15 protein-coding genes and 1 pseudogene are annotated in these 22,803 nt (G+C 69.6%); 6 read left to right on the top strand and 10 right to left on the bottom strand.

Annotated elements, in window-relative coordinates; all coding sequences use genetic code 11:
• Positions 1-14 precede the first annotated feature (14 nt).
• From OHT77_RS06790 to OHT77_RS06765, 6 genes are all read right to left on the bottom strand, one after another.
• Positions 15-929 carry a carbohydrate ABC transporter permease gene (locus OHT77_RS06790; RefSeq protein ID WP_328827103.1) on the bottom strand — a complete coding sequence of 305 codons (915 nt, stop codon included), beginning with the start codon at positions 927-929 and terminating at the stop codon, positions 15-17.
• On the bottom strand, positions 926-1,858 hold the full coding sequence (locus tag OHT77_RS06785) for a carbohydrate ABC transporter permease (RefSeq protein ID WP_328827102.1): 933 nt from the start codon (positions 1,856-1,858) through the stop codon (positions 926-928). The genes OHT77_RS06790 and OHT77_RS06785 overlap by 4 nt, the downstream gene beginning before the upstream one ends.
• Positions 1,855-3,243 (bottom strand): ABC transporter substrate-binding protein, encoded by a 1,389-nt coding sequence (locus OHT77_RS06780; protein WP_328827101.1) that lies wholly within the window; start codon positions 3,241-3,243, stop codon positions 1,855-1,857. Before OHT77_RS06780 ends, OHT77_RS06785 begins: the two co-directional genes overlap by 4 nt.
• 32 nt (positions 3,244-3,275) lie before the next feature.
• Positions 3,276-4,373, bottom strand: coding sequence for an enolase C-terminal domain-like protein (locus OHT77_RS06775; protein WP_328827100.1), 1,098 nt, complete (start codon positions 4,371-4,373; stop codon positions 3,276-3,278).
• Between the two features lie 67 nt (positions 4,374-4,440).
• Positions 4,441-7,455 (bottom strand): discoidin domain-containing protein, encoded by a 3,015-nt coding sequence (locus tag OHT77_RS06770; RefSeq protein WP_328834170.1) that lies wholly within the window; start codon positions 7,453-7,455, stop codon positions 4,441-4,443.
• A 386-nt stretch (positions 7,456-7,841) separates the two neighbouring features.
• Positions 7,842-8,603: a FadR/GntR family transcriptional regulator gene (locus OHT77_RS06765; protein ID WP_328827099.1), complete on the bottom strand. Its 762-nt coding sequence runs from the start codon at positions 8,601-8,603 to the stop codon at positions 7,842-7,844.
• A gap of 267 nt (positions 8,604-8,870) precedes the next feature.
• On the opposite strand from OHT77_RS06765, the pseudogene OHT77_RS06760 reads away from it, so the two are divergent.
• Positions 8,871-9,086: pseudogene (locus tag OHT77_RS06760) on the top strand (aldo/keto reductase); the annotation flags it as partial.
• A 203-nt stretch (positions 9,087-9,289) separates the two neighbouring features.
• On the opposite strand, the gene OHT77_RS06755 reads toward OHT77_RS06760, so the two are convergent.
• Positions 9,290-10,963 carry a glycosyltransferase family 2 protein gene (locus OHT77_RS06755; RefSeq protein WP_328827098.1) on the bottom strand — a complete coding sequence of 558 codons (1,674 nt, stop codon included), beginning with the start codon at positions 10,961-10,963 and terminating at the stop codon, positions 9,290-9,292.
• A 122-nt stretch (positions 10,964-11,085) separates the two neighbouring features.
• Positions 11,086-12,087, bottom strand: coding sequence for a LacI family DNA-binding transcriptional regulator (locus tag OHT77_RS06750; protein ID WP_328827097.1), 1,002 nt, complete (start codon positions 12,085-12,087; stop codon positions 11,086-11,088).
• A 317-nt stretch (positions 12,088-12,404) separates the two neighbouring features.
• On the opposite strand from OHT77_RS06750, the gene OHT77_RS06745 reads away from it, so the two are divergent.
• On the top strand, positions 12,405-14,690 hold the full coding sequence (locus OHT77_RS06745; RefSeq protein WP_328827096.1) for a glycoside hydrolase family 9 protein: 2,286 nt from the start codon (positions 12,405-12,407) through the stop codon (positions 14,688-14,690).
• Between the two features lie 108 nt (positions 14,691-14,798).
• Positions 14,799-15,803 (top strand): glycoside hydrolase family 6 protein, encoded by a 1,005-nt coding sequence (locus OHT77_RS06740; protein ID WP_328827095.1) that lies wholly within the window; start codon positions 14,799-14,801, stop codon positions 15,801-15,803.
• Positions 15,804-15,837: 34 nt separating this feature from the next.
• On the opposite strand, the gene OHT77_RS06735 is transcribed toward OHT77_RS06740, so the two are convergent.
• Entirely contained in the window at positions 15,838-17,799 is a 1,962-nt protein-coding gene (locus OHT77_RS06735) for a DUF2264 domain-containing protein (protein ID WP_328827094.1), read from the bottom strand.
• Complete coding sequence (locus OHT77_RS06730; protein WP_328827093.1) at positions 17,796-18,878, bottom strand: LacI family DNA-binding transcriptional regulator; 1,083 nt, start codon at positions 18,876-18,878, stop codon at positions 17,796-17,798. Before OHT77_RS06730 ends, OHT77_RS06735 begins: the two co-directional genes overlap by 4 nt.
• 292 nt (positions 18,879-19,170) lie before the next feature.
• Here OHT77_RS06730 and OHT77_RS06725 point away from each other — a divergent pair, with 292 nt between their 5' ends.
• From OHT77_RS06725 to OHT77_RS06715, 3 genes are read left to right on the top strand one after another with little or no spacing between them, the layout of a single operon-like run.
• On the top strand, positions 19,171-20,661 hold the full coding sequence (locus OHT77_RS06725) for an ABC transporter substrate-binding protein (protein ID WP_328827092.1): 1,491 nt from the start codon (positions 19,171-19,173) through the stop codon (positions 20,659-20,661).
• A gap of 9 nt (positions 20,662-20,670) precedes the next feature.
• Positions 20,671-21,666, top strand: coding sequence for a carbohydrate ABC transporter permease (locus tag OHT77_RS06720; RefSeq protein ID WP_328827091.1), 996 nt, complete (start codon positions 20,671-20,673; stop codon positions 21,664-21,666).
• 42 nt (positions 21,667-21,708) lie between these two features.
• Positions 21,709-22,578, top strand: coding sequence for a carbohydrate ABC transporter permease (locus tag OHT77_RS06715; RefSeq protein WP_328827090.1), 870 nt, complete (start codon positions 21,709-21,711; stop codon positions 22,576-22,578).
• Positions 22,579-22,803 lie beyond the last annotated feature (225 nt).

The raw sequence follows: 22,803 nt of genomic DNA, 5'->3' as shown, positions 1-22,803 counted from the left end.
GGCGGGGGCGGCGCTCATTCCTTGCTCGATCCGGCGAGCATCCCGGACACCAGGGTGCGCTGCGAGAAGAGGAAGAGCACCAGCACGGGCAGAATGGCGATGAGGATGGCCAGGGCGAGTTCGGGGATGGTGATGTTCAGTCCGGCGCCGGCGACGGGGTTGAACGACGGTGTGGAGGTGAGGAGTTGGTTCAGGCCCACCTGGACGGGGAACTGCTCGCTGTTCGGCAGCACGAGATACGGCAGGAAGAAGTTGTTCCAGTTGCCCACGAAGCTGAAGAACGCGACCAGTCCGACCACCGGTTTGGCGAGCGGCAGCGCGATGCGTGCGAAGAGCTGCCACTCGGTGCAGCCGTCGATGCGCGCGGCGGACAGCAGGTCCCTGGGGAGGCTGCTCCCGAAGTAGATGTAGACCAGATACACGCCGAACGGATAGAAGGAGAAGGGGAGTATCACCGACCAGACGGTGCCGATCAGATGGAAGCGGTTGAGCTCCAGGAAGATCGGCAGCACCAGGGTGGCCTGCGGCATGATCATGGTGACCAGGGTGATCACGAGGAGCGTCTTGCGGCCCCGGAACTTCGTCAGCGCCAGCGCGTAGCCGGCCGGGACGCTGACGGCCAGCGTCAGGACGAGTGAACCGCCGGAGTAGACGGCCGAGTTGAGCAGCCACCTCGACATGGCGCCGTCCTGGAAGGCGAACAAGTGCCGCCAGGCCGTGCCTATGTGGTGGAAGGAGCCGAAGGAGAGCGGGTTGTCCCGCACCACTTCGCCCGCGGTCTTCGACGGGGCCAGCAGCAGCCAGAGCACCGGCAGCACGAAGAACACCAGGAGAAAGGCGAGGAGCAGGCCAACGACCAGGAAGGGAAGGGTCCTTGACGGGCGGACCCGTCGCCTCATGGCCGTGAGGAAGAGCGTCGTCTGTGTCATTTCTCGTCCAACGTGAACAGGTTCGAGCGCGCGACCAGGAGACCGGCGGCGACGAGACCCACGGCGAGGAGGACGACGGAGATGGCGGCGGCGCCGTTGAAGTCGCCCTGCTGGAAGGCGTAGACGTAGGCCAGTTGGTTCGGTGACCAGGTGGGGCTCACCCTGCCGAGGCTGGCGGTCTGGAGGAGTTGGGGCTCGACGAACAGCTGGGTGCCCGTCGCGAAGGCCATGATCGCCATGTAGACGATCCACTGCCTGATCATGGGGATCTGGATGTGCCAGGCGGTGCGCCACGGGCCCGCACCGTCCATACGGGCGGCTTCCAGCACCTCGTCGGGGATGTTGTTCAACGCCCCGTACATCACGACCATCCAGCCGCCGGCGCCGGTCCAGAAGGCGATCAGCATGAGGATCAGCGGCAGGTTGCCCGGCGCCAGGACGGCGGCGAACGTCTTCATCCCCATGGCGTCGAGCAGCCACGAGACAGGGCTGACGTCCGGGTCCAGCATGAACAGCCAGACCAGGACGCTCGCCACTCCGGCGAGGGCGCCGGGGATGTAGTAGAGGAACCGGAAGAGCGCCGACGTACCGGGACGCACCCGGCCGCGCAGGACCACGGCGGTCAGCACGACCACGACGACGAGCGTCACCAGCCACATGACGAGATAGATCAGCATGTGCGTGAAGGCCGGGGCGAAGCGGTAGTCCTGGACGACCTTCACGAACTGGTTGAGTCCGGTGAACTGGCCCCGGTCGTTGGTGAGCGAGAGGTAGAAGGCGTATCCGGTGGGGAAGACGCCGAACGCGAGCAGCAGCAGCGCGTACCCGGCGACGAAGTAGTAGCCCGCGCGCCCCCGGCCCGTGCGCCGCGGTGTGGTGCGGCGGCGCACGGGGGAGACGGTGACGCGCTCGGTCTCCAGCAGGGTCACTGACCGACCACCTTGTAGCCCTGGCTCCTGGCCTCGTCGGCGATCTCCCGCTGCCAGGCCGGCAGGGTCTCGCTCAGGCTCTTCCCGGCGGTCAGGGCGGGGAGGACGACGCTGGACCAGGCGGTGGAGTCCGAGAACCGGGTGTTCGACCAGCCGGTCCACACCTCGTTCGCGGCCTGCTCGAACGGCCCGCTCACGTCATCGGCGAAGTAGTCCTTGTTCGCGGGGTTCGCCAGCCACGCCTTCGCGGCCTGGGTGTAGGCCGGGTAGGTGGGCGCGGCGGCCTGGTTGGCGTCGGAGGTGGTCAGCCAGGTGACCAGGTCCGTGGACGCCTTGAGGTTGGCGCTGTGCGAGGACACCATCCACACACCGCCGCCCACATTGCCGGTGGCAGCCGTGCTCTCCCCCTGCCAGGTCAGCGGAGGTGCCGCCGCTATCTGCTTGGCCGGTGTCTTGAAGCCGGCCTTGAAGAGGTACTGGCCGTACCAGGAAGGGCCGTACGCCATCAGGACCTTGCTGCCGCTGTCCTTGGCGAAGCCCTGGCTGAAGAAGCCCTGCGTGGCGATCGCCTTGGCGCTGATCAGGTGGTCCAGCAGGGTCGCCATCCGGGTGCACTTCAGGTCCTGGAGGTCGGTGCGCAGGGTGTCCGGCTTCGTCAGGCTGAACGCGGGGCACTGGCCCGACCAGAAGTACGACTCATGGGAGTTGGTGTCACCGACCGAGCCGACGAGGTAGCCGGGGTGCTCCTTGGCGACCTTCGTGCCGAGTGCCTCGTACTGCTGCCATGTGGTGGGGACCTGGTAACCCCACTTGTCCATCAGGGACTTGTTGTACCAGAGGACGACCTGCGCGATGTCGTTGCGCATGCAGTAGGTGTGGCCGCCGAATTGACAGGGCGTCAGAGAGCCCTTGGCGAAGCCGCCCAGCGTGCTCCGCGGGACGAGCTTGTCGTCGAGCGGAGCGGCGAACGGCTGCGCGCCCGGCTTGGTGGCCTGCGATGCCCAGGTGACGTCCGTCGGCGTGCCGAACACCACGTCGGGCCAGCCGCTGCCGGTCCGGTCGAACAGCTGCACCTTCGACTGGAGGTACGTCGATCCGTCGGCCCCGCCGTCGTACGTGACGATCTTCATCTTCACGTCCGGGTGCGCCTTCTGGTACGCCTGCACCGACGGCAGCCGGGTCGAGTCGGCCCACACCGTGATCTGTGAACCGTCCTTCTGCGCGGCCGGCTTGAACGCCGGCCGGGCCGAGGAGGAGGACTGGGTGGTGGTGTCGGCGCTGGCGCAGCCCGCCAGGGCGGCCGCGGTGGCCAGGGACAGCGTGACGGCCGCCGCGCGGAGCAGCGAGTGCCGCCGTCCTGATCTCGGAGATCGGGAAGACTCCATCGTCTTGCCTTGCCTTTCTGTTCTTGCGTCGCTCAGTGCGGTTGCTCGACGTACGGCAGGAGCTCGTCGCCGTAGCCGAAGTCGAGGGGGAGGGCTATGCCGGGCCCCACGGGGGCGTGCACCAGGCCCTGGGCGTCCACATGGCGCTCACGGACGACGTTCACCGAGGTCACCAGGGACTCGTAGTAGGTGGTGTTGGAGATGGCCATGCACAGGTGGTGGTTGGGAATGTCCGAACCGTGCACCTCGGCCCGCAGCCGGTAGGCGTCGGCCAGATGCGCGGTGCGCATGGCGCCGGTGACACCGCCCCGGAGGGTGGTGCCGGCCCGGACGCCGAAGGTGGCGGCACCGGACCGGATGAAGTCCGCCGCGTTCATGTGCGCACCGTCGGAGGTCTCGGCCACCAGGAGCGGTACGTCCACGGTCTCGGCGAGGCGCTGATAGGCCGCGATGCTGAACTCGCGGATCGGCTCCTCGTACCAGAGGTAGTCGGCCTCGGAGAGCGCCCGCCCGAGCCGTATCGCGTCGGGCAGGTCGAAGCCCGCCGAGCCGTCGTACATCAGGGGGACGTCGGGACCGACGTGCGCACGCAGGGCCAGGCACAGGTCCGCGTCACGGCGGGCGTCGCCCCACGCGTGCAGCTTGATCCCGCGGTACCCCAGCGCCAGACACTGGTCCGCCACGTCGAGGAACTCCGCCGTACTGGAGAACGTCGAGGTGGAGGCGTAGGCCGGGATGGCGTCCCGGAAACCGCCGAGCAGGCGCCAGACCGGTTCGCCGTGGTAGCGGCCGGCCAGGTCCCACAGGGCGATGTCGATGAGGCCCAGGGTGGGGAGCGGGAGTTCGTGGATACGGTCCAGCTCCCACACCCGGTGCCACAGCCACTCCCGCTGGAACGGGTCGGCTCCGAGCAGTTCCGCGCGGAAGACCCGGTCCACCAGGTCCCGCAGGGTGGAGTGGGCGCCCGGGCGGGCGAACAGCGCCACGCCCTCGACGCCTTCGTCCGTCCCGATGCGCAGGACCGCGCCGTCGCCCGCCGGAGCGCTTCCGCTCAGCCCGTCGCGCCAGCGGAAGGGCGGACTGGCTGCCGGAACGTCGATCCGGTGCACTTCGACATGGGTGATCTTCATCCTGGCTTTCGTCTTCTGTAGGGAGAAAGGTTTCGGCTCGGAAGCCACGTGCTCGGCGGCGACGGGTTCAGAAGCCGCCGTACGCCTGGAGCCCGTAGACGCTGCCGCCGTTGCCGCCGGAACCGGTGACGGTCAGGCGCAGGTAGCGAGCGGTGACGGGGCTGCCGGCGAAGGCGTAGTCGGTCTGCGTCGTGGTGCTCGCGGCGGTGTGGTCCTCGAACGTCGACCAGCTCTGGCCGTCGGTCGAGTACTCCAGGCGGTACTTGTAACCGCTCGTCAGCTCGAAGGTGGTGACCACGGCGGAGACGGAGGTGTCCTTGCCCAGGTCGACCTGGATCCAGGACGGGTCGGGCAGTCCCAGGCCCTGCGCCCAGCGGGTCGAGAGATCGCCGTCGACCGCCTTCGCCGGGGCGTGACCGTCGGACTCGGAGGACGCGGTCGCCGTCCTGTTCAGGGCCAGGTCGTCGTCGGCCGGCGTGGTGACGACGGCCGCTTTGCTGGGAGCCGAGGCGTTCAGCGCCTCGTCGCGGGCCACGACGGTGAAGGAGTACGACGTGTCGGCGGTGAGGCCGGGGACCCGCAGGGTCGTGGCGTCGGTGACGGCGATCCGCTTGCCGTCCTGGTAGACGACGTAGCTGGTCACGCCGGTGTCATCGGTGGCCGCGGGCCAGCTGACATCGACCAGACCGGGCAGCAGCGGCTTGACCGTGGGCTGTCCGGGGGCGGTCGGGGCCGTGTGGTCCGTGACGGTCCTCGGGGTGCCGTAGACCTGGAAGTCGTAGATGCTACCGCCGTTCCAGCTGGAGCCGGTGACCGTCAGCCGCACGAAACGGCCCGCGACCGGGGTGTCCGTGTGGGTGTAGTCGGTCGCCGCCGTGGTGTTCGCGGCGGTGCGGTCCGCGAGGGTCTTCCAGTGGACCTCGTCGGGTGACACCTCGATGCGGTACTTGTAGCCGCTCGCCTTCTCGAAGGTCGTGATCGCGCCGTCCACGTCGTACGACGCACCGAGGTCGACCTGGATCCAGGACGGGTCCGGCAGGCCGAGGCCCTGTGCCCAGCGGGTGGAGAGGTCTCCGTCGACCGCCTTCTCCGGGGTGTTGGCCTCCGAGTACGACGACGCGGTCACCGGCTTCTTGAGGGCGAGGTCGCCGCCCGAGGGCATCGTGACGCGCAGGGTCGCGCTGGGAGCGGACTCGTTGCCGGCGGCGTCACGGGCGGTGACGCGGAAGGTGTACGTCTTCCCGGCGGTCAGGCCCGGGAGGCGCACCGAGGCGGTGCCCGTGGCGCTCACCAGCTTGCCGTCGCGGTAGACGGAGTAGCCGGTGACGGCGGTGTCGTCGGTGGACGCGGGCCAGGTGAGGTCCGCGATCGTCGGGAAGTCCGTGACCGCGCTCGGGGTGCCGGGCCTGCTGGGCGCCCGGTGGTCGGCGACGGCGGGGTCCGGGTCGAGGTGGCGGTAACTCGCCTGCAGGCCCGCGTTGTTGACGATGGAGGCCGGGAGCTGGTCGCAGGAACCCACCGTGGTGTTGCCGGTGATGGTGCTGCCCGTGCTGTTGGCCTGGGTCGAATAGGCGGGCTGTGTGGTGAAGTTGCCCGTGGCGTCGATGTCCATGCCGTGGTTGAGGAACAGCCACTGGTAGGCGATGTCGCACAGGGCGTTGCCGGTGTTCGTCCAGTACCGGCTGCCCTCGTCGTGGTAGATCGCGCCGTACGCGGGCGGGGGCGTGCCGTGGATGTAGTTGCCGGACACCACACCGCCGGGGTTGGAACTCAGCGTGTAGATGGCGCCGCCGTCGGCCTGCGACTTCATGATGTCGTAGATCTCGTTGTCCGTGACCCGGGTGTCACGGCTCGTCGTAGGGGTGTCCCAGATCGGAACGCCCAGATTTCCCGGGTAGTTGGTGTCGCCGCCCTTGTCGGTGAGGCCCCAGCCCCAGCCGACGGAGATGCCGGTGTAGGGCAGGTCGTAGACCTTGTTGTGGGTGATGGTGGTGCGGTCGGTGTAGCCGGCCAGGATGCCGACGGAGCCGTTGTACTGGTCGGCGACCTTGGTGACCACGTTGTTGGCCACCGTGGTGTTCCTGGTGATGTCCCGGGAGTCGTCGGGGTGGGCGTCGATCACCCCGACGCCGCCTATCTGGATGCCGGTGGCGGCGATCTGGCGGAAGACGTTGCCGGTGATGTCGGTGCCCTGGGTGCCGGTGTCCAAGTTGAGCCCGACCGCGCCGAGTTGGGTGAAGGTGTTGCCCTCGAAGCCGATGCCGTGGCCGTGGCCGACGTTCACGGCACCCGGAGTCTTCTGCCACTTCAGTCGGGTCGCGTCGAAGGTGGGGTCGTTGCCGACCATCCGGAAACCGGCCTGGCCCTCGATGAGGCCCTCGGACGAACTGGGCGCCAGCCAGGTGGAGTCGGCGAAGGTGATGCCCCGGAACGACACGTTGCTGACGGGGGCCGACTTGGTGCCGTTCAGATCCACCAGGTCCTGCACGAGCGGCACGGTGACGTTCGCCGTGGAGAGGTCCTGGCCGGCCTTGGGCATGTAGTAGAGCTCGCCCGCACCCTTGTCGAGATACCACTCACCGGGCGTGTCCAGCAGCTCGCGGGCGTTCTCCAGCCAGGTCGGGTTCTGGATCTCCTGGCCCTGCTGGAGATGCGCGTTGTGCCAACAGGGCTGCTGCATCGTCATCTTGAAGTCGGCGATCGACTGCACGGGGCAGCGCATCAGCTTCCAGCCCCAGGAGCTGACGACCTCCAGGTCCGAAGGACGCTTGTAGGCGTTGAGCGCGGGGTCGGTGAACGTGTAGCCGGTGGACGTCTGGTTGAAGCCCGCGGGGTTCTTGTCGCTGCGCGCCCGTGTCTCGGACTCGCCGTTCACATAGAGCTGGCGGGTGTCGATGGCGCCGACCTTGGCCTTGTAGACCTTCCCCGCCGGGTCGGCCGGGGTCCAGCCGGTGACCTGCTTGCCGCCGCTGATCACCGGATGCGCGCCGGGTGCGGCCTCGTAGACGATCCTGTGCCCGTCGCGGCCGGAGTCCCGCGAGGTCAGGGCGAACGTACGGCTGAGCTGGTAGGTGCCGGACATGAGCCGGACGTGGATGTCGCCCTTGGCCTTCTGCTTGACGTCGCGCACGTAGTCCCGTGCGTGGTCGAGGGTCTTGAAGGGGTGGGCGGCGGTGCCGGAGCCGGTGTCCCGGCCGGTCGGGGAGACGTAGACATTCAGGTCGGGCGACGGGGGAGCCGCCTGGGCCGGCACGGCGTTGAGCAGGGCTGCCGTCGCGGCCAGCGAGAACGCGGCCGTGAGAGTTCTTCGCAGCGGCGCGAAGACGCCCCTGCGCGCAGACGGATGAGACACACGTATCCAATCGCCTGAGGGAGGTTGATACCTGCAAGTCCCGCTCGTCCAGCGGGACTTGCAGGGCGTCGGGCGGTCCGTTCGCCGTGCCGCGGCACCTGCGGGACCGGCCGGTCCTACGAGGCCGGGGTCTCCGGAGAGGGCGGTTGGGCCCCGGGGCTGAACAGCCGGTCGCGAATCTTGCTCTCGAACTGGCTCTGGGTGGTGGCGATGTGTTCCACCATCAGTTGCTCGGCGAGATCGGCCGCCCCCGCGGCGACCGCCTCCGCTATGTCCACATGCTGGTGTGCGGCGACCTCGAGCGATCCGGGCACGTCACCGTGGAAGAGCAGGACGTCGGACTGGGCCGCCAGGCGCCGCACACCGGCGACGCTCGCCCGCAGGAACACGTTGTGCGAGGCGACGCCCACCGCGTCGTGGAAGGCCGCGTCCGCCTTGGCGAAGGTGTCCACGTCGTGCATCGTCGCCGCCGTCAGGGAGCTCTCCGCGCTCTCCCGGATGGCCCGGACCTCGATCGGGGTGGCGTGCGAGGCGGCACGGCGCGCTGTCTCCGACTCGATCACCTTGCGGTAGTCCAGCAGCATCCGGACGTCTTCCATGCCGGTCGGCCGGAAGTGCGAGAGCTCGTCGTCCAGCAGCCCGCCGACCGACGCGGCGACGAAGATGCCGGCGCCCCGCCGCACTTGCAGCCGGCCGATGGCGGCCAGGACCTTCACGGCCTCCCGTGTGACGTTGCGGGACGCTCCCAGGATCTGGGCCAGGCCCTGTTCGGTGGGGAGGCGGTCGCCGGGCCGCAGGTTCTGCTGGGCGATGTACTCCAGCAGTTGCTCCGCGACCAGTTCATATCCCGGCCGGTAGGCCGGTGTTGAGTCGCCCAAGGCGCGTCCCCTCCTGCGTCACCAAATGAATCAGGTTCATTTCCGGGGCCAATATGGCATCGCCGTGGTGAGTTGGGAAGAGATCGGACAGATTTCGGCCAGCAGGCCAGATCAGATGCCAGTAAAACGTCATGAACTACGCACATCTCACTGGGTGTTGCGCGAAATGGATCCCATCCTTAGGGTCCTGCCTGCCAGATGAAGCAGATCCTTCCCTACGCGGGGAGGGCCGTGGAAGCGGCATCCAGGTCGGCACGCTGGGATTCGGGCCTCTTTCAGCGGCTGCTCGGCGCTGCGCTCGCGCACCGCCCGCGGGGGGAGTTCGCCGTCTCCACCAAGGTCGGCCGCCTGTTGGAACCCCACCCGGCACCCACGGGATCCGACCTGACGGCAGGAGGCTTCGCCGTGCCGGACACGCTGGTCCGGCGCCCCGACTACTCACGGGACGGAGTACTGCGCAGCCTGAACCGGCTGCGGCTGGACCGCACCGCCCGCCCCCCCCGCTGGGCCGCCGCCGAGCTGACCGAGGACGCGGGGTCGGACCTCGACGCGGCAGCGGCCCTGCAGCCACAAGTCCCGTCTGTGTAAAGGTGGTTGGGGCGGCATGGCGTATGAGCAACCGCATGGGCCCCGGCCCCGCCCCCCGATCCGGTCCTCCGGTTCCGGGCCCCCGATCGCGATTCCCGCTACCCCAGCATCCACCCCTCCGCCCGTCGCGCCGTGGCGCGGATGTTCTTGCGGGCACCGGGAGGCAGCCGCCGCAGCACCTCGCGGACGCCGTGCCGTAGCCGGTGGTCGGCGGTGGTGCGGAGCAGGACGCGGCGGGTGGTGCCGATCCGGCCGGTTTCGCCCACGGCGAGCCGGAGTTGGCCGCCCGGCCCGGCCCAGGTGGGGGAGACGAGACGTGGCGGTGCGCCCACGGCGATGGTGCCGAGGAGGATGCGGGTGCTGCCCGGGGCGACGGCCAGCCGGGGACGCCTGCCGACGCCCAACAGCTGGACGCTGGCCCAGACTTGATACGCGCCGGGGCCCATCGGCGCGTCACCGGTGAGGGTCAGCGGGTCCATGACCGTCTCGCCGGTGACCACGACGCGGTGGACGTTTCCGCCGAGGGATTCCAGCGCCGGGGTCAACTCCCCGTCGGGGTACCACCAGTGGTTGTCGGCCGTGTCGTGCACGATGAGTTCCCCGTACGCGTGCGAGAAGGGGTCGGGGACCTCCCAGTTCTCCGCTCCCCTTATGCCGTCGAGGAGTTGGGGGTCGAGGAACATCCGGCCGTCGCGCTCCACGAGGGTCAGCGGCTCGCCGTCGCCCCGGACCATGCCGACGCGGGTGCGGATCACCAGCTTGTCGTTGCGCCAGCGCATGTCGTCGACCTCGACCCGGGCCCTGATCCGCTCGGTGCGGCGGGCGAGTTCGACCAGGGAGTCCAGCCGGTCCTGGACGAGCAGCTCCGAGCGCAGCCGGCTGATCGCCGGGAGTCCTTCGCTCACACCCGGCGGATAGCTGGTCATCGCCATCCGGCGGACGGTGGTGAAGTACTCCTCCAGGTCCTTGCCGGTGCGCCGCAGTATGCGCGGTTCGCTCACCGGCCGCAGCAGCTCCACCCGGTACGAGCGGCGCAGCAACCGGTCCTGGAGGTCGCCCGGCGGGGTGCCCTCCTTGATCGCCTCCACGACCTTGTCCAGGTGGCCGTAGTAGTCGTCGGCCGTGATCCGGCGACTGCTGTTGTTGCCGCCGTCCTCACGCCGATTCCATTGGTAGCAGGGGTAGTTGCCGAGGATCGACACGGTCTTGGCCCGTACGTAGGTGCGCGCCATGAACAGCTGGTCCTCCAGCCTGACCCGCCCCTCGGGGAAGCGGATCCCGTGCTCGCGCAGGAACTCACGGCGGAACATCTTGTGCGGCGTCAGGCTCTCGATGAGCGGCGCGTCGGCGACCGTGCACCGCTCGACCGTCCGCTTGAACACATTGCTGGGCCCCTGCATCGTCCCGTGCACCTTGCCCAGCACGATGTCCGAACCATTGCGCTCCGCCAGGGCGTACAGCCGCTCCAATGCCTCGTACGACAACTCGTCGTCCTGGTCGACGAATTGGACGTACTTCCCCTCGGCCCGGTCCACCCCCACGTTCCGCGGCTTGCCCGGCCAGCCCGAGTTCTCCTGCCGGAACACCCGCACATGCGGATGCGCCTCGGCCAGCCTGTCCAGCCGCTCCGCGGAGTCGTCCGTCGATCCGTCGTCGACGTACACGACCTCGTAAGCGTCGGCCCCCAGGCTCTGGTTGACGAGCGACGGTGCGCAACGGTCGATGTAGGAACCGGCGTTGTAAATGGGTACGACGACGCTGACCTTGATCAAAACATCCCCCCCGGGACAAGTGTTGTTGCCCTACGAGACACTTGTTGTTGGGGATAAGTTGTACGGCTGTTGGCGTGCGCCTTACCGAATGTGCGAGGGGCCGGACGGGCCGGGCCGCCGTGTCACGCGGACTCCCTGATCACCAGCTCCGTCGGCAGGATGAGAGGCGTCGGCTCCTCACCTGCCAGGACGCGCACCAGCATCCGGGTCATCTCGCTGCCGAGGGCGACGATGGGCTGGCGGATCGTCGTCAGGGCGGGCCGGGTGTGCCGGGCCGTGAGGATGTCGTTGAACCCGACCACCGCGACGTCCCCGGGGACGGACCGGCCGCGCTCGCGCAGGACGTGCAGGGCGCCCGCCGCCATGGCGTCCGAGGCGACGAACAGCGCGTCCAGGTCCGGGTGCTCGTCGAGGAGGCGGGCCGTCGCCGTGGCGCCGCCCAGCTCGCTGAAGTCGGCGTGCGCCACACGGTGGTCGGCCAGGTCGGCCAGCGCGACCGCCTCGCGGAAGCCCAGGTAGCGGGAGACGCCCGCGTGCATGTCGAGCGGCCCGGTGACGGTGCCGATGGCACGGCGACCGGTCGATATCAGGTACTCCACGGCCTCGCGGGCGCCGCCCCGGTTGTCGGCGTCGACGTACCAGCGCGGCGCCTTGTCGAGGGGGCGGCCTCCGTGCACGACGGGTACGTTCCCCGCCTCGGCGACCTTCGCCAGCGGATCGTTCTCGCGCAGGGCCAGCAGCATGACGCCGTCCGCGCCCCGGGACTGCAGGACGCGGGTGAGACGGGCCCGGCCCCGCTCGCCGGCGGCCAGGATCAGCAGCAGTTCGAGGTCGGTCTCCTCCATCACCGCGTTCACCCCGGTGATGACCTCCGCGAAGAACAGGTTGGCGAACAGCGCCGGATCGTCGCTGGAGATCGCCAGCACCACCGCACCGCGCCGCTGCGAGGCGAGCGAACGGGCCGCCACGTTCGGCACATAACCCAGCTCCGCCACCGCGCTCTCCACCGCCTGCCGCGCCTTCTGGCTGACGTGCCGGCGGTTGTTGATCACCCGCGAGACGGTGCCGACGGACACCCCGGCGCGCAGCGCCACCTCGTCGAGCGTCGGCGGCCGTGTGGTCATGTGGGGCGACTCCCGTTCGTACGGACGGAATCCGAGAGCGATGACAACCGGAGTGTCCTCGTCCTCGACCTGTGAGCTTGGTGCTGACCTGGGAGGGAACTGGGGTGACGCCACAGCTCGGCCGGTTCCTGTGCGATGCCGCCAGTCGAAACTGGAAGCGCTTACAGTCGCAGAGTAGGAGGGGGACGTTCACTCTGTGAAGGGTCCGGACGAGGAAAAGGCTTCTGTGTGTGAAGACTTGACAGCTTTGTCGGCCCCGCTCACCATCTGGCACTGACGCCGCATCGAGCCGACCCTGTCACCGAGAAGGGCTCGGTATGTTCCGCAGGACCAGACTCCGTACGACCAGATTCCGCAGGACCGGATGGGGCGCGGCCTTCCTCGCGTCCGCCCTGACCCTCGCCACCCTGGCCGCGACGCCCGTGGACTCCGCGCTTCCCGTGGCGTCCGCGCACGCCTCGGACGCGCCCTACGAACGCGTCCTCAACGGCACGTTCGACAACGGCAAGACCTCGTGGTGGAGCAGCGGAAACACCCCGTCCACCGTCGCCTCGGGCCGCCTGTGCGCCGACGTCCCCGCCGGGACGGTCAACGTCTGGGACTCGATGATCGGCCAGAACGACATCCCGCTGGAGGCCGGCCAGCCGTACACCCTGCGCTTCACGGCCTCCGCCACCCGGGACGTGTCGATCCACGCCGTACTGCAGCTGCCCGCCGCCCCGTTCACGACCACCCTCAACAAGACCGCCGCGCTCACCACCACACCGAAGACCTTCCAGTTCACCGGCGACTCCACCGCCGCCGACCTGCACGCCCAGCTCTCCTTCCAACAGGGCGGCGCCGCCCAGCCGTTCACCCTCTGCCTCGACGACGTCTCCCTCACCGGCGGCGCGGTCCCCCCGGGCGGCGGACGCGACTTCGGCTCTCCGGTGCGGACGAACCAGTACGGCTACGCGGTCCACGGCCCGAAGAAGGCGTCCATCGTCAACGCCGCGACAAAACCGGTCAGTTGGCACCTGCTGAACGCCTCGGGCGCCGTCGTGACGTCGGGCCGCACCCACGTCCAGGGGACGGACGCCGCCTCCGGCGACCACGTCCACATCGCCGACTTCAGCTCGGTGCGCCGGGCCGGCACGGGCTACACGCTCGTGGTCGGGGACGCCACCAGCCATCCGTTCGCCATCGCGGAGAACCCCTACCAGGCCCTGAGCAAAGACTCGTTGGGCTATTTCTACGACGTCCGCAGCGGCACGCCCATCGACTCGCGGTACGCGGGCGCGGCCTACGCCCGGCCCGCCGGGCACATCGGCGTGGCACCCAACAAGGGCGACACCGCCGTGCCCTGCCTGCCCGGCACGTGCGACTACTCCCTTGACGTCCAAGGTGGTTGGTACGACGCGGGCGACCAGGGCAAGTACGTCGTCAACGGGGCCCTCGCGGCATGGCAGTTGATGGACTCCTACGAACGCTCCCGCGCCCAGGGCGACGTCGTCGGCCTGCGCGACGGGCTGCTCAGCATCCCGGAGAACCACAACGGCGTCCCGGACGTACTCGACGAGTCCCGCTGGGAGACGGAGTTCCTGCTGAGCATGCAGGTCCCGGCGGGTGAACCGCTGGCCGGGATGGTCCACCACAAGGTCCACGACCTGGCCTGGACCGCCCTGCCCACCCGGCCCGACCAGGACTCCCAACCCCGTTACCTGCACGCCCCGTCCACGGCCGCGACCCTCAACCTGGCCGCCGCGGGCGCCCAGTGCGCCCGGGTGTGGGCCCGCTACGACGCGGCCTTCGCGCACCGGTGCCTGACCGCCGCCGAGACGGCCTGGAAGGCCGCGCTCGCCCACCCCGACGTGTACGCGCCGGGCGACGACAGCGTCGGCGGCGGAGCGTACGCCGACACGGACGTGACCGACGAATTCTCCTGGGCGGCAACGGAGTTGTACGCCACCACGCACGACCGCGCCTATCTGTCCCGCATCGACACGGAGATCACCCCGGCCGGTTTCTCCTGGCGGGACACCGGCGCGCTGGCCGACCTCACCGTCGTCCGGCTGCCGGGCCGCTTCCCCGCCCGCATGGTCGCCGCCGCCCGCAAGCGGGTCCTCGCCGTCGCCGACGGCTTCGTGCGCGACGAACGCTCGCAGGGTTACCCCAACCCCAACCTGCCCACCGACGGCGCCTACGTCTGGGGCTCCAACAGCGTCACCGCGAACAACGCCCTGGTCATCGCGACCGCCTACGACCTCACCCGCCGGGACAGCTACCGCAGCGCCGTCCTGGAGTCGATGGACTACCTCCTCGGCCGCAACGCCCTGAACCAGTCCTTCGTCACCGGCTACGGCACGCAGGCCAGCCACAACCAGCACAACCGCATCTGGGCCCACCAGATCGACCCCAACCTGCCGAACCCGCCTGCCGGTTCACTGGCCGGCGGCCCCGACTCGGCCCTCCAGGACCCGGTCGCGCAGCAGAACCTGGTCGGCTGCGCCCCCGCCACCTGCTACATCGACGACATCTACTCGTACTCGACCAACGAGGTCGCCATCAACTGGAACTCCGCGCTGGCCTGGGTGGCGACCTTCGCCGCCGACGCCGCGCGCTGAGTCTGAACGTACGGCACCGCCGTGGCCCCGCCCACGCCTGGACGAGCGCGGGCGGGAGCCGAGCCGAGGGGCCCGCGGCAGCCCCGCCCCAAGAGATAGGGACGCACCATGCGCTGGAAAGCCCTGCTCAAAACCATCCCTCCGGGAACCGCCTCACTCAAGACCGTCACCCTCCGAACTGCCCTGATCTGCCTGCTGGTTGCCCCGGTCCCGCTCCTCGCCGCCGGTACGGCCGCAGCCGCCGACCCGGTCTCCCTGACGAGCGGCTTCTACTCCAACCCCGACTCCGGCCCGGCCGTCTGGGTCCGCACCAACCCCTCCGACTCCCGCGCCGCCCGCATCCAGTCGGCCATCGCGTCCCAGCCGATCGCCCGCTGGTTCGCCAACGAGAGCGCGGGCATCGGACCGGCCGTGTCCAGCTACGTCGGCGCCGCCGACAGCCACGACAAACTGCCGGTGCTCGTCGCGTACGACATCCCGGGCCGGGACGCGTGCGGCGGCGAGTCGTCCGGCGGCGCGGGCAGCGTGGCGGCCTACCGCACCTGGATCTCGACCTTCGCGGCGGCGGTCGGCACCCACCCCGCCGTCGTCGTCATCGAGCCGGACGCCCTGTCGGACTTCAGCTGCCTGACCAGCGCACAGATCAGCGACCGCCTCGCGATGCTCTCCTACGCCACCCAGATGTTCCAGCAGAAGGCCCCCAACACCTGGGCCTACCTGGACGCGGGACACACCAACTGGGTCGACCCGGCGACCATGGCGAGCCGCCTGAGGTCGGCCGGCGTGGCCAACATCCGCGGCTTCTCCCTGAACGTCTCGAACTTCTACACCACCCCCTCATCCGAGACCTACGGCAAGTCCATCAACTCGGCGCTCGGCAACACCTCCCACTTCGTCGTCGACACCAGCCGCAACGGCAACGGCTCCAACGGCGAGTGGTGCAACCCCGCAGGACGGAAACTCGGCGTCACCCCACGGGTGGGCGGCGCCGAGGACCTGCTGCTGTGGGTCAAGACACCGGGCAACTCCGACGGGCAGTGCGGGGTCGCACCGACCGTGCCCGCGGGCCAGTTCAGCCCCGACCTCGCCGTCCGGCTGATCGACGGCACGTGAGACGGGCGTACGGCACCTGAACCCGGCGTACGGGTCAACTCGGCGGCTCCAGGCGGACCTTGTCCTGGGTGCCGTCGGGCCAGATGACCGTCGCGAGGGCGGTGCCGTCACCGTCGTGACGGACCTCCAGCCGTACGGCCTCGGCGGCACCCGGCCCCTCGACGACCCCGGAGAGACAGACCAACGCGGCGTACACCGCGCCGGGTTGGATCTCCGCGGCCGTCGCGAGCCAGGGCGTCGCCGAGTGCGGCCCGAAGGCGTTCGCGTCCCGCGCCGTGGCGACCCCCGCCTCGTCGAAGCCGCGCAGCCCGACCACCGTGCTGGACAGGCCTGTCGGCCGGCGCACCCAGGCGGCGGGCCCGGACGCCTCGTGCACGAGCGGCGGTTCGGCGTCGGCCAGACAGTAGCCGCCGAGCCGCAGCCGCAACGGCTCCCGCACCGGGCCGTCGACCCGCGCGAGCCGTATCTCCAGCGGGCCGTTGAGCATGGACGCCGTCGTGATCCACGGCCCCGTACGGAAGTCGGGCCCGGGATCGTGGGCGTACGGCGCGGGCACCGGACCGGCCGGCCAGTGCGCGCGATGCCGGGAGACAGCCGCGCGCTCTCCCAGGTGGAGCCGGGTCAGCGGTCGGCGGTGCGAGGGCCGTCCCTCGGCGTCGAGCAACGCGATGTGCGAGTCGAGGGGGTCGTTCAGACTCGACTCGATGCTGTCCGGGGCGGAATGAGAGGCGTAGGCGAGGCGGCTGTACACCGGGTCGTCCGCCTCGGGGGCGGTGCCGTCGCCGGACGCGTGGTCGCTGCCGTGGTTGACGACGCGGACGATCCCGTCCGCCGCCGTACCGGAGACGAGCCATCCCGGTGCGGTCAACGTCCGCCGCACGTCCCCGGCTTCGACGGGCAGCTCCTCCTCCTTCTCCGTCCACACCGGGTGGTCGGCGGGCAGCACCAGCCCGGCGAAGCCCTTGCTCGACCAGTACGGCGAACCGGGCCCCGAGTAGGGCTGCCGGATCGCCGTGAACTCCCCGTGCCAGCCCAACGGTTGGAGGCCGCGTGCGTCGAAGCAGCCTGCCTCGGTGAAGTGCCGCAGGACTCCGCTCGCGAGGCGGCGGGTACGGCCCGGCGGCAGGGGAGTGGCGTCGAAGACGGCACCCGCCCACAGCGGGCAGAGCGTCGCGTAACGGTACGTGAGGGAGCGGCCCTGGTAGAGCGGCGCGCCGTCGGCCGCCACGAGGTGCTGGGCGTCGTCGACGTAGCGGCGCAGCCGGGCGCGGTAGCGGGCGAGCAGGGCGGGGTCCGCGGCGTCCCCGGAGACGCGGCAGTACCAGAGCGGGTAGTAGTGCATGGCCCAGCCCGAGTAGTGGTCGAAGTGGCGCAACGGGCCGCCGGTGCCACCGCCGTCGGAGTACCAGCCCTCGCCCGCGTACCAGGCCTCCGTGCGCGCGATCGCGTGGTCGATGTCGGGCGCGCTCCACGGGGCGCCCACCGAGCGCAGGAACGCGGACGTGATCGCCCTGAACCAGACCCAGTTGTTGTCGGGGACCTCGCTGCCGAGCAGTTCCGTCATCCAGGCGACGATCCGTTGCCGTACGGAGTCGTCGAGCCGGTCCCAGATCCAGGGCCGGGTCTCGTGCAGCGCGATCGCCACCGACGCGCACTCCACCTTGGCCTGCCCGCACGCGCGCATGCTCGGCCAGCGTTCAGGGGAGTGCGGGTCGGTGCCGGCCGCCAGGCCCTCGGCGTACCAACCGGCATGGCCGTGCGGGTCGTTGTCACCGGACCGGGCCAGACGGAAGCCCGCGAGGAGGAAGGTGCGGGCGAACCCTTCGAGCCCGTCGCTGTGCCGGCCGTTGCGGCTGGCGGGGCCGGGAAGGTGCAGCAGAGCGTGACCGGCGGTGGAGTACGGCCGGACGGCGGTGAGTTGGGCGTCGGCCAGCGCCTCCCAGTGTGCGCGCGTCCAGCCGGTGTGCGGGGAGAGGAGCCGGTCCTCCGGTATCAACGGTCCGCCTTTCCATGGGTGTTGAGGCGCGCCGGGGGCGCCACCGACTGGCGTACGACGACGTGCGAGCCGAGCACCACGCGGCGGCTCGGCGGGTCCATGGGGCGCCGGTGCAGGGCCAACCGGGCCGCGGAGCGGCCGAGTTCCTGCTGCGGGACGTGCACGGTGGTCAGCCGGGGGTAGAGGTCCTCGGCGAGCGGGATGTCGTCGAAGCCGACCACGGAGAGGTCGTCGGGGACCGAGCGGCCCAGGTCGCGGGCGGCGGCGATGGCACCGGCCGCGCTCATGTCGCTCGCGCAGAAGATCGCGGTGGCGTCGGTGTCGGTCAGCAGACGGCAGGCCGCCTCGTAGCCGGACTCCCGGGTCATGTCGCTCTCGGCGACGAGCGCCGGGTCGGGCTTGACGCCGTGTGCGCGCAGGGCGCGTTCGTACCCTTCGAGGCGCTGGCCCGCGACGCTGAACTCGTGCGGGCCCGCCAGATGGGCGACCCGGGTGTGGCCCGCGGAGAGAAGGTGGCTGGTGGCGGCGAAGGCGCCGCTCTCCATGTCGCACTCGACCACGTCCACCGGCGCCTTCGCGCCGCCCTTCCACGGCCGCGCGCACAGCACCAGCCGGGAGCCCGCCCGCTCCAACCCCTCGGCGGCGGCGGTGAGTTGGGCGAGGTGCTCGTCGGTCTCGGCCATGCCGCCGACCAGGATGACGGCCTCCGCTCCGCGCTGACGCATCAGGTCGATCACCGACAGCTCGCGCTCCGGGACGCCCTGGGTGGAACAGACGAGACAGACCCGGCCGTCGGCGACCGCCTGTTCCTCCACCCCGGAGGCCACGTTCATGAAGAACGGCGAGGTGATGTCGTTGACCACCATCGCGACCAGCCCCGACGTCGTGTTGAGGGAGCGGGCATTGGCGTTGACCACGTAGTCGAGGTCCTGCACGGCCTGCATGACGCGGTCGTGCGTCGCCGGGGGAGCGGTGTACGCCCCGCTGAGAATCCGCGAGACGGTGGCGACGGACACGCCCGCGCGCGACGCCACGTCACGGATCGTCGCCCGGCCTGCGGAACCCCGACCTTGAGCCATGCTCTGCTTCTCCTCGCCCCGGCGGACAGCCGGTGTAAGTAACAACGATGAAAAAGTTACACAACTGGCGAGGGTTTCTCTACGGCCCGGATGCAGGTACCGGCCGGAACTTCTCCGGGGCTGTCGAACCTCTTGACGACGGTGAGAGGTCCCCTTAACGTCCCGGTTACTGTAAACGGTTCAGTGAACGTTACATGCTGCTCGGAATCCCCGGCATGCGCTTCGCATCCCCTCGCGTGGCAGCGCATCCCTTGCCACCGCATCCCTCCTCTCCGCCTCGGAGGAACACCAGATGACTTCGTCGAACATCTCCAGACGCGGCCTCCTGCGCACCGCCGCACTCGGCGCCGGCACCCTCGCCCTCGGCGGCGGTCTCAGCGCGTGCGGCTCCGGCTCGCCCTCCTCGTCGGCGGACGCGCTCACCTACTGGGACTGGTACGTCACCCAAGCCCCTTGGGTGGAAAGGGAGATAGAGCTCTTCGAGAAGGGCCACAGCGGGATCGACGTCAAGAAGACCACCCAACAGAACGCCAAATACGCCGACTTGGTCGCGCTCGCCAACCGCAGCGGCAACCCGCCGGACGTCTTCATGATCCCGCAGGTCCCCAGCGTCGCCGAGCAGGTCGCCAAGGGCTGGCTGCATCCGCTCGACGAGTGGGCGACCCCGGCGTGGCAGGCACGCTTCCCCGAAGGCACCTTCCTGGAAGGCGCCAACGTCTTCGACGGCAAGGTCTATTCGGCCCCGCTGAAGGGCTCGGGCCCGCAGCTCCAGCTCTACATCCACCACGGCGTCTTCAAGTCCGCCGGCCTGACTAACCCCGACGGCAGCGTCAAGATCCCCCGCACCTGGGACGACGTCACCCGTGCCGCCCAGACGATCACCAAGAAGAGCGGCGGCAAGGCGTACGGCTTCGGCTTCGGCAACGCCGACGGCATCGGCGTCCTCGCCTGGTGGCTGGACCTCTTCGTGCGCGGCGCGGGCGCACCGGGCGGCGCCCCCACCGTGCCCGGCACCGGCATGGACTACCGCGTGGGCAAGTGGACGTTCGGCACCGACCGGGCGTACACCGACTTCCTGGAGCTGTTCGTCGAATGGAAGAAGCGCGGCTTCTTCCACCCCAACTCCGTGAGCCTGTCCGACGAAGCGGCCCGCGCGTTCTTCGAGCGCGGCAAGTTCGGCATGACCGTCGGCGGTGTGTGGAACCAACCCGAGTGGACGCAGCACAAGTTCACCGACTACAGCCTGGTCACCCTGCCCTCGCCGACCGCGACCCCGCAGGGCTACTACTACGCGGATCCGGTCGGCAACGGCTCCTTCGCCGCGGTCTCCGCCAAGTCCAGGAAGGCACACCAGGCGTTCCAGTGGCTCGACGCGCTGACGTCCCCCGCCGCCGGGCGCCGCTGGGTGCAGGACCTCAACGGCGTCTCCGCCCACCCCGCGGACAACGACCCGTCGGGCATCGACTCCAAGCCCTTCGCCGCGTTCATCGGCATGACCGGGCAGGTGCTGCGCGGCCCGGTGCCCCTCGTGCGCAACCCCGAGCTGGCCGGCGTCGCCCCCGGTGCCCCCAAGCCCGACATCAGCGATGTCGTGACCGGCGTCTACACCGGTCAGATCAAGGACGTGCAGGGCGCGTTGACCAGCCTGGCCGACAAGAAGTTCCAGCTCCTGTCGGACGCGGTCGCGGCGGTCGCCAAGCAGGGCAAGAAGGTCAGCACGTCCGACTACGTCTTCGCGGACTGGGACCCGACCAAGCCGTACACCACGAAGAAGAAGGCGTGAGCCGACACCATGTCACTCCTCGACACCCGTGAACGTCGCCGAACGCCCCCGACCCCACCCCCGGTCGCCGCCCGCCCCGGCCTCGGCCGCCGCATCCGCGCCGCCAAGTGGTCGTACCTCTACCTCGCCCCCATGGCCGTGCTCCTGCTGGCCTTCGTGGTCTACCCGATCTTCGCGTCCTTCGGCTACACCTTCTACCGCTGGAACGGCATCGGCGAACCCGGCGACTACGTCGGCCTCGCCAACTTCCGGCAGATCCTGCACGACGGCATCTTCTGGGGCGCCGTCGAGCACACCTTCGTCTACGCCTTCGTCCTCGTCCCGGTGCAGCTCCTGCTGGCGTTGGCGCTCGCGCTGGTGCTGAACAACCCGAAGCTCAAGTTCGCGCTGTTCTTCCGGACCGTCTACTTCATCCCCGTCGTCACTTCGGCCGCGGTCGTCGGCGTCGTCATCCAGCTCATGCTCGCCAACTTCGGTGATTCGGCGGGCAGTCTGCTCGCCAAGACCGGCATGACCGACGGGCACGTCGACTGGCTCGGCGACCCGCACACCGCACTCGCCGTGATCATCGCGATCGGCATCTGGCACACCCTCGGCTACAACCTCGTCTACTTCCTCGCCGGACTGCAGACCATCCCGGCCGAGCTGTACGAGGCGGCGAAACTCGACGGCTGCGGCCCGGTGCAGTCCTTCTTCCGGATCACCATCCCGATGCTGCGCCAAGTCGGCCTCGTCATCGTGGTGTTGGCGTTCATCGGCAGCTTCCAGGTCTTCGACCTCGTACAGGTCCTCACCGGCGGCGGCCCGTACTTCGCCACCGAGGTCGTCAACACGTACATCTACCACCTGGCCTTCGGCGGCTCCGCCGGCGCCGCCGCCCAACCCGACATCGGCCTGGCCTCCGCCGCCTCCTTCCTCTACGGACTCCTGCTCATCGTGTTCTCCGCGCTCCAGGTCCTCGCCCTGCGCGGGATCAGCCGACGGCGCACGGCCGCCAACCGATAAGCCGGCCGATCAACGGCCGCCAACCAGCAAAGGGTCACGCCGATGTCCACACTGTCCCAACGCCCGCGTCCACGACGGCAGTTGACTCTGCGCCGAGGCCGAAGCGGTCTGCTCTACCTCGCGCTGTCCGTCGGCGGCCTCGTCTGGCTCTACCCGTTCCTGTGGGCGCTCGGCAGTTCGCTCAAGAGCACCGACGGCTTCTTCTCCGGCGGGCTCGATCCGATCCCGTCCGAGTTCCACTGGTCCAACTACAGCGAGGCCTGGACCCAGGCGGACTTCAGCCGGTTCTTCGTCAACACGGTCCTGTTCGCGACCGGCACGGTCATCGTCACGCTGCTCGCCACCTCCATGGCCGGCTACGTCCTGGCCCGCACCGACTTCCCCGGCAAGAGACTCTGGCTCGGCCTGGTCGGCGTGACGCTCTTCCTGCCGCACGGCTACACGATCATCCCCGTCTTCGACCTCATCCAGCGCCTCCATCTCCTCAACACCCTCTGGTCGGTGGTCATCGTCCAGTCGGCGGGCGGGATGGTCTTCGGCACCTTCCTCTTCATGGGCTACTTCACGACGATCGACCGGGGGCTGGAGGACGCGGCCCGCGTGGACGGGGCGAGCTTCCACCAGATCTTCTGGCGGATCATGCTCCCGCTGTCCGGCCCGATGCTGGCCACCGTCGGCCTGTTCGCCTGCATCAACGCCTGGAACAGCTTCTTCATCCCGCTGGTCTTCACCCTCTCCCGCCCCGAACTCCACACCCTGTCCGTGGGCATGTTCAACTTCATCGGCCAGAACTCCACCGCCTGGACCCTGGTGTGCGCGGGCTCGGTCATCACCCTGCTTCCCATCGTCCTGATCTTCATCGTCCTGCAGCGGTTCTTCATCAACGGCCTCGCGGGCGCGGTCAAGCAGTAGCGGGCAGCACCGGCCGGCTCAGCCACCACCGTCATGAGGCGCTCGGCATGTCGGGAAGCCGCATCGGTCCGCCGGTCGGCCGCGCCGGTTCGCTGTCCGCAATGATCGCCACGGTCGCAGACTACGTCGGCACCCTGATCCCGCAAGCCCCTCAAAACCCGTCCGCACCCCCACTGTTGAGGGAAAAACGCTTGGACTGCACGGAGGCCGTCGCGGGACACTGCC

Origin of the sequence: Streptomyces sp. NBC_00252 (genome assembly GCF_036187565.1) — a bacterium.
Lineage (GTDB): Bacteria > Actinomycetota > Actinomycetes > Streptomycetales > Streptomycetaceae > Streptomyces.
This window is presented reverse-complemented; position numbering and strand designations above follow the sequence as displayed.

Bases quoted from the DNA above. Each gene is read 5' to 3' on its own strand.
- OHT77_RS06770 (WP_328834170.1), bottom strand. From the start codon at position 7,455: ATGTCCGGCACCTACCAGCTCAGCCGTACGTTCGCCCTGACCTCGCGG.
- OHT77_RS06725 (WP_328827092.1), top strand. From the start codon at position 19,171: ATGACTTCGTCGAACATCTCCAGACGCGGCCTCCTGCGCACCGCCGCA.
- OHT77_RS06720 (WP_328827091.1), top strand. From the start codon at position 20,671: ATGTCACTCCTCGACACCCGTGAACGTCGCCGAACGCCCCCGACCCCA.
- OHT77_RS06750 (WP_328827097.1), bottom strand. From the start codon at position 12,087: ATGACCACACGGCCGCCGACGCTCGACGAGGTGGCGCTGCGCGCCGGG.
- OHT77_RS06775 (WP_328827100.1), bottom strand. From the start codon at position 4,373: ATGAAGATCACCCATGTCGAAGTGCACCGGATCGACGTTCCGGCAGCC.
- OHT77_RS06730 (WP_328827093.1), bottom strand. From the start codon at position 18,878: ATGGCTCAAGGTCGGGGTTCCGCAGGCCGGGCGACGATCCGTGACGTG.
- OHT77_RS06790 (WP_328827103.1), bottom strand. From the start codon at position 929: ATGACACAGACGACGCTCTTCCTCACGGCCATGAGGCGACGGGTCCGC.
- OHT77_RS06740 (WP_328827095.1), top strand. From the start codon at position 14,799: ATGCGCTGGAAAGCCCTGCTCAAAACCATCCCTCCGGGAACCGCCTCA.
- OHT77_RS06715 (WP_328827090.1), top strand. From the start codon at position 21,709: ATGTCCACACTGTCCCAACGCCCGCGTCCACGACGGCAGTTGACTCTG.
- OHT77_RS06780 (WP_328827101.1), bottom strand. From the start codon at position 3,243: ATGGAGTCTTCCCGATCTCCGAGATCAGGACGGCGGCACTCGCTGCTC.
- OHT77_RS06745 (WP_328827096.1), top strand. From the start codon at position 12,405: ATGTTCCGCAGGACCAGACTCCGTACGACCAGATTCCGCAGGACCGGA.